Source organism: Methylocaldum sp. (assembly GCF_039794385.1).
Lineage (GTDB): Bacteria > Pseudomonadota > Gammaproteobacteria > Methylococcales > Methylococcaceae > Methylocaldum.
In genome coordinates, this window is record NZ_JBDIVO010000188.1 from 1 (window position 1) to 9,180 (window position 9,180).

Sequence of the window (9,180 nt, forward strand, 5' to 3'; positions counted from 1 at the left end):
GGAAACCGCCGGATTGAAATGGCCGCCGGAAATATGGCCCACGGCATAGGCCATGGTCAGCACGGTCAAACCGAATGCCAGGGATACGCCGAGCAATCCGATTCCGACATTCGGGAAGGCGGCGGCAAGAACGGCGCTGCCGCAGCCGCCGAAAACCAGCCAGAACGTTCCGATAAACTCCGCTGTACAACGTCGATAAATCGACCACATGATCAGTCCCTCCAAGGTTTTTTTTTCAAAACGAGCCGATTTCCGTTCCCGCCTCGAAAGCGGGACGAGCGGTTACCTTTTTAGATCGCGGTTCGACCGCTAACTCACAGCATCCGACGAAAAATTTTCAGCGTCAATGTGATACCGTAGTTCCGGACAAAAAGTTCACCACGGCTATCAAGGGACGGTGGAATGGATCGACAGGAACCGGATCACGGCATTACACATTTGTTCGTGGGCAAGGACCCGTTCTTTCGCCTGCAACGGGCGATCGGGCTGGCACCGTCCCATGGTTTGGGCGTAAAGCGGCGCGCCTTGTTCTTCGCGCTGTTGTGCTGGGTGCCCATCGTCGTCCCGGCCTCGCTCGCCGGTCGGGCATTCGGCGGCGAAATCTCGGAACCCTTGCTCCTTCACTTCGCCATTCATTCTCGTTGCCTGATCGCGATACCGCTCTTCATCATCGGCGAAAGCGCCCTTTTGCGCCTCGAATCGCTGATTCGCCATTTTGTCGTCTCGGGACTGGTCGGCGAATCTTCGATGCCGAAGTTCCGCTCGGCTTTGAATACCACCGACCGCTTGCTGAATTCCTGGTGGATCTTCGCGATCCTCGTCAGCCTCGTGACAGCGAACGTGATTTTTGCCGTGCAGCAGTTCGAGCGGCTGCACGAGGCATCCTGGGCCATCGACCGGGATACCGACCCGATCGGGCTCATCTTCGCGGGATGGTGGTATCTCCTCGTGCTGCGCCCGATTTTCAGCTTCCTGATAGGGTTGTGGGTATGGCGCGTCGTGGTATTCGGGATTCTGTTGCTACGCGTTTCCAAGCTGGACCTCGAACTCGTTCCGGTTCATCCGGACCGGGCCGGCGGCCTGGGTTTTCTCGGCATGGCCCCGCAGGTGTTTATTCCATTCATATTGGGCGTATCCATGGTGCTGGCCTCGCACTTCGCGCACAGCGTTCTTTACCACGGTGCGCGCGTGGAGTCCTTGAGGATGCCCATGGCGCTTTATGTGATGCTCGCACTGTCTCTGTGTTTAGGCCCGCTGCTGGTGCTCATCGGCAAGTTGAAACGCCTGCGGCGCAAGGCCCTGCTCGATTACGGCGCCTTGGCGGGACAGCACGGGAGACTGGTCGACCGCCGCTGGATCCGAGGAGAAACGGTTCGCGACGACGCTCTGCTCAATGCTCCGGAACTCGGCCCCGTGGCGGACGTGCGTTCCATGCACGAAGCCGTGAGTGCCGTTCGCATGGTGCCCATCGGCCGGCAAACCGTCATCACTCTGTTTGCGGCGGCGGCCTTGCCGATGGTGCCGGTGCTGGCCATCGAAATTCCCGTTATCGATCTCTTGAAAATGTTGGCGGGATATTTGTTTTGAGCCGGTCAAGGCGCGGTCGGGGCTGGTTGCTGGCGCCCCTGCTGATAACCCTGGCGGTAGGCACGCTCCTCGGCCTGTTTGTGCTGGTCGTACAGATAGCTGCCCACCAGTCCTGTGCCCGCGCCGATCGCCGCGCCCAGGCCCGCATTCCCGGCAATGGCGCCGATTGCCGCGCCTGCCGCCGCGGAACCGGTAGTGCCGCTCAACATCCGCTGCTCGCTGGGAGACATGCCGGCGCACCCCGATAACAAGGCTGCGCCCAAAAGACTCAAGAAAATTCGCGATTTCATCGCGGCCCTCGCTTGTCTGTGGATCAATCGGTCATGCCGGATCGAGCCGTTTTTTTACACGGCCATTTTTGGGTCATGAATCGGAACATCACATCCACCGGGCGCTCGTTGTTGTATTCCGGGTGAGCTTGCGCCCAGGAGACGAATTCCGCGATCGCCTGCTGCCGGGTCGGCTTCGGATCGGGAGGGCACACCAAGGGTTGGCTGTCGGGCCCGGAGTGCATGGACTCGTGATAGTGATATGCGCCCACCAGATAACCTGTACAAAAATGCACGGCGGCAACGTTCAGCGGATCGTCCCGGGGCGTGGTGCAAAGGTCGATCAGATCCTGGACGTTACGGACCAGGAAGTCCTCTTCCTCGGTGGCGGCCGAGGCATTCTGCAACTGGATCAGGGTTGCCAACAGCACCATTCCGGTGCTCACCAATCGCTTGAATCGCATGGATAAACCTCCTTGAAGCCATGTCTCGCCGGATATCGATCTCGGCCGGTATTCCGCTTCGAGTCCGCCGGCCGCTGCGCGTTCCTTCATCCGTAAACATTTCGACTTTTGTGGCGCCGGTGGAGTTCGAATAGCCTCGGCCCGACATGCGGAATTCCGAAGGCGAAAGCCGCGCCCAAACGAAATCGAAATCCCGTTCCGCCAAATCTCCCCGAATATTTGTAAATACCGCGACGGACGCTTGACTCTGGACTTGGGTCCAGGGTTTACGCTATCGACGCATGCACTGAGAAGAGGAGGGTGCTCCATGCTCACTATCGGGAAAGCCGCGGCTCAGGCCGGGATCAGCATCGATACGGTTCGCTTTTACGAGCGCGCCGGCCTTTTGAAAAAAACGATGCGCACGGCGGCCGGCTACCGGCTTTACCAGCCCGACGACGTGGATCGGCTGCGCTTTATCCGCCGGGCCAAGGCGCTCGGGTTTTCGCTGGAAGAAATCGCCGAACTGCTGGCGCTAAACGACGGCGTCGGCGAGCGCAGCGCGGTTCGGGCGATTGCCGAGCGCCGTCTCGCGGAACTGGAGCAAAAGATCGCCGAACTCGACCGGGTCCGCCGGACCCTGGCCGAACTCGTCCATGCCTGTGACGGCGCCGGTCCCGTATGCGGATGCCCGATCATCGAAGCGGTCCTCGGGGACAATACCCTCGAATCAAAGCGCGACAATGCCACGACATCAACATCATAAGGAGCGACTCATGAGCCATGATATTCATCACATACCCCTTCACGGCGGTGCCAGTTTTTCCACGGCGCACGCTCACCATCATGGAGCCAGCCGCTCTTCGCCGACGCATTTGGCGACTCACGCGACCGTTCATTGCCTGAGCGGTTGCGCCATCGGCGAATTCGTCGGGCTGGCCATCGGGGTGAGCTTGGGGTTGAATCCGTGGACCACCATGATGCTCGCCACGGTTCTGGGTTTCGTCAGCGGCTACACCTTGGGCTTATGGCCCTTGGTCCGTCAAGGCTTCGGCTGGGTTCGGGCGTTCCGCACGATCTGGATCGGCGAAACCGTGTCCATCGCGGTCATGGAGCTGGCGATGAATCTGACCGATTATCATCTAGGCGGCGTGCAAGCGGCCTCGATGCTCTCGTTCCGGTTCTGGCTGGGATATCTGGCGGCGTTGCCGGCCGGGTTCATCGCCGCATGGCCGGTGAACTACTGGCTTTTGGGCCGCAATCTCAAGCAGCGGTGTCATTAGTACTAATACAAGCTCAACCAAACTAGGGGAACAAACATGGTCACTCCTGACGAGGCAAAACACCGGGCGGCCACGGCCTATAACGCCGCCGCCGACCTATTCGATGCGCCGGAACTGGGATTTTGGGATTACCATGGACGGCGAACGATCGACCGGCTGGGTTTGCGGCCGGGAGCACGGGTGCTCGACCTCTGCTCCGGCAGCGGCGCCTCGGCCCTGCCGGCTGCCGAGCGGGTGGGGCCGGACGGCTTCGTTCTGGGCATCGACTTGGCCGAAAGGCTGTTGACGCTCGCCAGGGCCAAGGCCGCCAAGCGTGGACTAACCAATATTGAATTTCGGACTGGCGACATGCTCGACCTCGGTTTGCCGGCCGCCAGCTTCGACGCGGTGGTGTGCGTGTTCGGCATCTTTTTCGTGCCGGACATGGCGCAGGCGGTGCGCGAGTTGTGGCGCCTGGTTCGTCCGGGCGGCAAATTGGCGATAACCACCTGGGGACGGGACTTTTTCGAGCCGGCCGATAGTCTATTCTGGGATACCGTGCGCTCTGTCCGGCCGGATCTCTACAAGGGATTCAATCCCTGGGACCGGATCGACGATTCCATCGGGCTGCGCGGCATGCTCGCCGAAGGCGGTATCCGCGAAGCCGAGATACATACCGAAAACTACTCTCATCCGCTAAAGTCGCCCGACGATTGGTGGACCATCGCGCGCGGATGCGGCTACCGGGGCACGATCGACCTGCTCTCGGTCGAAGAGCAGGCGCTGGTCAGGGAAAGCAATCTGGCCCCGCTTCGCGAGGGCAAAGTCTCTGGTATCGAAGCGAGTGCCTTGTACGCCATCGCCGTCAAGCAGAGTTAGAGATAGGCCGAAAACATGGTTCCGATTCCGTTTTCCGATATAGGGTGGGAGGCGAGCACTGCCACGAACCATTCCGTGTCCGCCGGAGATGCCGAAGAAACTTTGCTGGTTACGTACGATGCGTGCCTAACCTGCTCTACATTGAAAGCTTTTTCGAGTTGAACGCGATGCTGTTGGCGGCCAAATCCCGAAGCGTTGAAATTCCCGAGAACACTTAGAGGCGAAAATCCGTGCAAACCGTAAATGCCATTATCCGGCAATGCCGAATCGCGGCCTTCTGGTTCGCGGTTCTGTCGGCGCCGCCGGTCCAGGCCGGAAGCTATGAGCTGGTCATAGACAAGAAAGCGGTGAATCTGACCGGACGGGAACGGACCGCCATCGCGGCCAACGGCTCATTGCCGGCGCCCACGCTGCGCTGGCGGGAAGGCGAGGAAGTCGCCTTGCGCGTGACCAACCGATTGGACGAGCCGACTTCTATCCACTGGCACGGCATCGTGCTGCCTTACGACATGGACGGCGTGCCCGGCATCAGCTTTCCCGGGATTCCGCCTGGCGAAACCTTTAGCTACCGCTTCAGGCTGAGCCAGAGCGGGACCTACTGGTATCACGGCCATTCGGCGATGCAGGAGCAACTTGGGTTGATGGGCGCGATCGTCATAGAGCCCGCGAAGGGCGAAGCTCACGCTTACGACCGCGAGTATACGGTGATGCTGTCCGACTGGTCCGACGAGAACCCGCACCGCGTGCTTTCGAAGCTGAAGAAGCAGAGCGACTACTACAACTTCCAGAAGCGCACCGTGTTCGATTTCTTCCGGGATCTGTCCGGCAAGGGCGTCAAGGAAACCATGGCCGACCGGCTGGCCTGGGGCGAGATGCGGATGGACCCTACCGACATCGCCGACGTCACCGGCTATACCTACACCTTCCTCGTCAACGGCCAAGGTCCCGAAGCCAACTGGACGGCTCTGTTCAAGCCGGGCGAGCGCATCCGGCTCCGTTTCGTCAACGCCGCGGCGATGACCCATTTCGACGTGAGCATACCGGGGCTCAAAATGCAGATCATTCAGGCGGACGGGCAAAACGTCGAGCCGGTCGAGGTGGACGAGTTTCGTATCGCCGTCGCGGAGACCTACGACGTGCTGGTCGAGCCCCGCGAACCCCAGGCCTACACGATCTTCGCGGAAGCCATGGACCGCAGCGGTTATGCGAGAGCGACCCTGGCTCCCCGGCGCGGCATGAGGGCGGAGGTTCCGGCGCTACGGCCACGACCCTTGGTGACTTTGGCCGAGATGGCGGCGGCCCACGGCATGGAGCACGGTTCTGCGGCCGGCGGGCCGCACGCGGCCATGAAGCATACGCCGGAAAAGGAACATCGGACGAACGGGCATGAAGGTCACGATATGGCGGGCATGGATCATGCCGCGATGCCGGAGATGAATCACGCCATGTCTTCACACGCCGGTCACGAAGGCCATGCCATGGCGGAGCATGTCGAAGAACGCGCCGGCACGGGCCATCGGGTGCTATCGTATGCCGATCTCAAGAGCGCGGAGAAGCATGCGGACTGGCGCGAGCCCGACCGGGAAATCATTCTGCGCCTCACCGGTACCATGAACCGCTACATTTGGTCCATCAACGGCCAGAAGTACTCCGAGGCCGAGCCGATTCGCCTCAAGTACGGCGAACGGGTGCGCTTTACCTACATTAACGAGACCATGATGAACCACCCTCTGCATCTGCACGGCATGTGGCAGGACCTGGATAACGGCAAGGGGCCGTTCAATCCGCGCAAACACGTCGTAAACGTCAAGCCGGGCGAGACCGTGCACGTCGACGTGCCGGTCGACGCGCCGGGCGAGTGGGCGTTTCATTGCCATCTGGTCTATCACATGGAAACCGGGATGTTTCGAAAGATCATCGTGGAGCCTCCCGATACAGCTGCGAAAACGGGAGCTTGAGAAGGTGATTCCGAGTCTCGAACACCACCGTGTCCGGCGTTCCGTTCCGGTTTGTGCCGCGGCCATTTTGATGATGTTCGGGAGCGGCCGTGCGACCGCTCAGATGGACGATGCGATCTACAACTATCTTAGGTTCGAACGGTTCGAGTACGAGGGGAACGGGGACATTCACCTCTTCAAATGGGACATCGAAGGCTGGACCGGCAGCGACTACAACAAACTGTGGGTGAAAAGCGAGGGCGATTACGTCTTCGAACAGGACATTTTCGGGCGGGCCGACCTTCAGTTGCTCTACAGCCGCAACATCGCCACCTTCTGGGACGCCCAGATCGGCGTCCGCCGCGCGTTCGAGCCGGAACGCACCTTCGACGGCGTCATCGGCATCCAGGGGCTCGCGCCTTATTTTTTCGAGACCGAGGCGGCGATGTTCATCAGCGAGAACGGCAATGTGCTCGGCCGCTTCAAGCTGGCCTACGAGCTTTTACTAACCCAACGCCTCATCGCCCAGCCGCGCATCGAAATCAACGTGTCCGCGGACGACATCGAGAACCGCGGCGTAAAGGCCGGCATCACCGAATTCGAAGCGGGACTCAGGCTGCGCTACGAGATCGTGCGGGAATTCGCGCCTTATATCGGCTTCGATTACGTCGAGGAGCAGTCGCTCAGAGAGCACAAGCACAGCGTAAGGGCGGTGGCGGGTATAAGGGCCTGGTTTTAGAGCGTTAGTTTGGCGGTGATGATCGGGAAATTCGTAGGTCGGCAATCCCTTCCCAATCGCAAACGGTCGCTTTAGTCGCGACCCTTCCGACAAAGCCCCTTGCCAACCCAGCGCGTCGGCAAGGGTTTGCCGACCTACCGTATTCTGGGGCGCTAAATCAAACCGGAAAATGCTCTAAGTACATTCCGCAAATATTTGCGGAATCTCGACAGATTGGCTTGATTGGCGGGGTTGTCCTGCAGGTTGCCTATGCCGCAAGACTTCCCTGAATGTACTTAGCTCCGCGATTTCCACAAAAGCTGTGGAGCGGTTTGTGGATAATGTTGTGAAATATCAAGAATACGCATGTTATATCCGGAGCTTAGCGGAAGTGTCTAAATTCCGAACACAGACGAAAGGATTCGAGAACATCGAAAACACCCTATGGCGACAAACCCCTTCACTTTACCCTTCGAGCGCTTGCCGGCCACGCTGCCGATTTTCCCGCTGCGCAACGCCATCGTCATGCCGGGGGCTCAGTTGCCGCTGAATATATTCGAGCCGCGCTACCTCAACATGGTTTTCGATTGCCTGGGTACCGACCGGATGATCGGCATGGTGCAGCCCGATCCGGCCTCGAAGGACGAGAATCAGCCAGGGGTATACCGAACCGGCACCGCGGGACGCATCACCTCGTTCAGCGAAACCCTGGACGGCCGCCTGCTGATCGTGATGACCGGCGTCTGTCGTTTCGATATCCGCGAAGAAATACCAACCACCCGGGATTATCGTCGCGTCATCCCGGACTGGGATCGATTTCGTGTCGATTACGCATTGTCGGATGCCATTTCGTGCGACCGGGGAAAGCTCATGGAGCTGCTCAAGGACTATTTTCAGCGTAAGAGCCTGAGCACCGATTGGACGGTCATGGAGCAGATGTCTTTCCCCGTTTTGGTGAATGTCCTGATCAGCCAGTTGCCGTTTGAAGTGGCCGAGCGCCAGGCATTGGTGGAGGCAGTCAGCGTGGAGGACCGCTACGCCAAATTGCTGGGGCTGTTGGAATTCGAAATGGCGGCAGCGCGGGTCGGCACCGATGTCAGGCAGCACTGAGCGTCAACGGGTAAAGCCGCGGCGCGAGCCTCATTCCGGTCCCGTTGCCGGGGTCATTTTCGACATGGACGGAACCCTGGTCGATTCCGGTCTCGATTTCGCCGTGATGCGCCGCGAAATGGGGCTGCCGGACGGCGTTCCGCTGCTGGAGACCATGGAAAACCTGGCCGAAGCGGAGGCCATTCGATGCCGGGCCATCCTCCTCCGCCATGAGGCGGCCGGCGCGGCGCGTGCCGTAGTACTGTCCGGCGTGCGCCGATTTTTGGATCGTTTGCGCGGATTGGGTGTTCGCCAAGCCGTGTTTACCCGTAATAGCCGGGAAGTCGCCGATGCGACTCTGACCCGCTGCCGATTGGATTTCGAACTGGTGATGACGCGGGATGACGGTCCGATAAAACCCGATCCCTGGGCTATCCGCCATATTTGCGCGACTTGGGGTGTTGTCCCCGCGCAAGTCGCGGTGATCGGCGATTACCGTTTCGACATCGAAGCCGGTATCCGCGCCGGGGCCAGGACGGTGCTCTTTACCCGAGGACGTCCAAGCGAAAGTCTGCCGGGCGCCGATTTGGCCGAATTTCATCTGGCAAGCTTTCAGCAAGCCGATCAGTTGTTGCGTGCGCTCGGATTATGAGGTTATTGGTCTTATTCCATTCGGCATTCGAGTGAACATTCATCGTAGGATGGGTAGAGCGAAGCGAAACCCATCGATGGCGGGTTAGCCCCTAGTCTCCGCTCGGGACAGGCCCTTCGACAAGCCTGTCCTGAGCATCGTCGAAGGGCTCGGGACAGGCTCCGCGTAACCCACCGATTCGAGGTCGCTCGATGGGTTTCGCTTCGCTCTACCCATCCTACAAGAATGAATTCCTACTGAAAGCGATTTGGAATTACTGTGCCCTAGACAGTTGTACCTGACGATCGGAGTGCAACAGCCTCGACGGCATTCCGGAAGTCAACGAAAGCGGCGTCCCAGGTACG

The 9,180-nt window shown here is 59.8% G+C and carries 11 protein-coding genes; 8 read left to right on the plus strand and 3 right to left on the minus strand.

Going from position 1 to position 9,180, the window contains the following annotated elements; translation table 11 throughout:
* Positions 1-210, minus strand: a 210-nt coding sequence (locus tag ABJK70_RS15325) for an aquaporin (protein ID WP_347258390.1), incomplete at its 3' end; no start/stop codon positions are given.
* 192 nt (positions 211-402) lie between these two features.
* Between ABJK70_RS15325 and ABJK70_RS15330 the strand changes: the two genes are divergently transcribed.
* The gene (locus tag ABJK70_RS15330) at positions 403-1,587 is read left to right on the plus strand and encodes a hypothetical protein (protein WP_347258391.1); all 1,185 of its coding nucleotides are present in this window, start codon (positions 403-405) and stop codon (positions 1,585-1,587) included.
* Positions 1,588-1,592: 5 nt separating this feature from the next.
* Here the strand turns inward: ABJK70_RS15330 and ABJK70_RS15335 are convergent, their stop codons facing one another.
* Together ABJK70_RS15335 and ABJK70_RS15340 are read right to left on the minus strand one after the other, a co-directional pair.
* Positions 1,593-1,877 (minus strand): glycine zipper family protein, encoded by a 285-nt coding sequence (locus ABJK70_RS15335; protein WP_077730826.1) that lies wholly within the window; start codon positions 1,875-1,877, stop codon positions 1,593-1,595.
* Between the two features lie 23 nt (positions 1,878-1,900).
* Positions 1,901-2,320 carry a Rap1a/Tai family immunity protein gene (locus ABJK70_RS15340; protein ID WP_077730895.1) on the minus strand — a complete coding sequence of 140 codons (420 nt, stop codon included), beginning with the start codon at positions 2,318-2,320 and terminating at the stop codon, positions 1,901-1,903.
* A gap of 307 nt (positions 2,321-2,627) precedes the next feature.
* Between ABJK70_RS15340 and ABJK70_RS15345 the strand changes: the two genes are divergently transcribed.
* The 7 genes from ABJK70_RS15345 (at position 2,628) to ABJK70_RS15375 (ending at position 8,836) form a co-directional block, all read left to right on the plus strand.
* On the plus strand, positions 2,628-3,065 hold the full coding sequence (locus ABJK70_RS15345) for a MerR family DNA-binding protein (protein ID WP_086133445.1): 438 nt from the start codon (positions 2,628-2,630) through the stop codon (positions 3,063-3,065).
* Positions 3,066-3,075: 10 nt separating this feature from the next.
* Positions 3,076-3,582 (plus strand): DUF4396 domain-containing protein, encoded by a 507-nt coding sequence (locus ABJK70_RS15350; RefSeq protein ID WP_168175442.1) that lies wholly within the window; start codon positions 3,076-3,078, stop codon positions 3,580-3,582.
* 36 nt (positions 3,583-3,618) lie between these two features.
* On the plus strand, positions 3,619-4,440 hold the full coding sequence (locus tag ABJK70_RS15355) for a methyltransferase domain-containing protein (protein WP_156881334.1): 822 nt from the start codon (positions 3,619-3,621) through the stop codon (positions 4,438-4,440).
* A 230-nt stretch (positions 4,441-4,670) separates the two neighbouring features.
* Positions 4,671-6,398, plus strand: coding sequence for a copper resistance system multicopper oxidase (locus tag ABJK70_RS15360; protein WP_347258392.1), 1,728 nt, complete (start codon positions 4,671-4,673; stop codon positions 6,396-6,398).
* Positions 6,399-6,402: 4 nt separating this feature from the next.
* On the plus strand, positions 6,403-7,116 hold the full coding sequence (locus tag ABJK70_RS15365) for a copper resistance protein B (RefSeq protein WP_240502545.1): 714 nt from the start codon (positions 6,403-6,405) through the stop codon (positions 7,114-7,116).
* A gap of 423 nt (positions 7,117-7,539) precedes the next feature.
* Positions 7,540-8,205: an LON peptidase substrate-binding domain-containing protein gene (locus tag ABJK70_RS15370; RefSeq protein ID WP_077730830.1), complete on the plus strand. Its 666-nt coding sequence runs from the start codon at positions 7,540-7,542 to the stop codon at positions 8,203-8,205.
* Positions 8,189-8,836 (plus strand): HAD family hydrolase, encoded by a 648-nt coding sequence (locus ABJK70_RS15375; RefSeq protein WP_347258393.1) that lies wholly within the window; start codon positions 8,189-8,191, stop codon positions 8,834-8,836. Before ABJK70_RS15370 ends, ABJK70_RS15375 begins: the two co-directional genes overlap by 17 nt.
* Positions 8,837-9,180 lie beyond the last annotated feature (344 nt).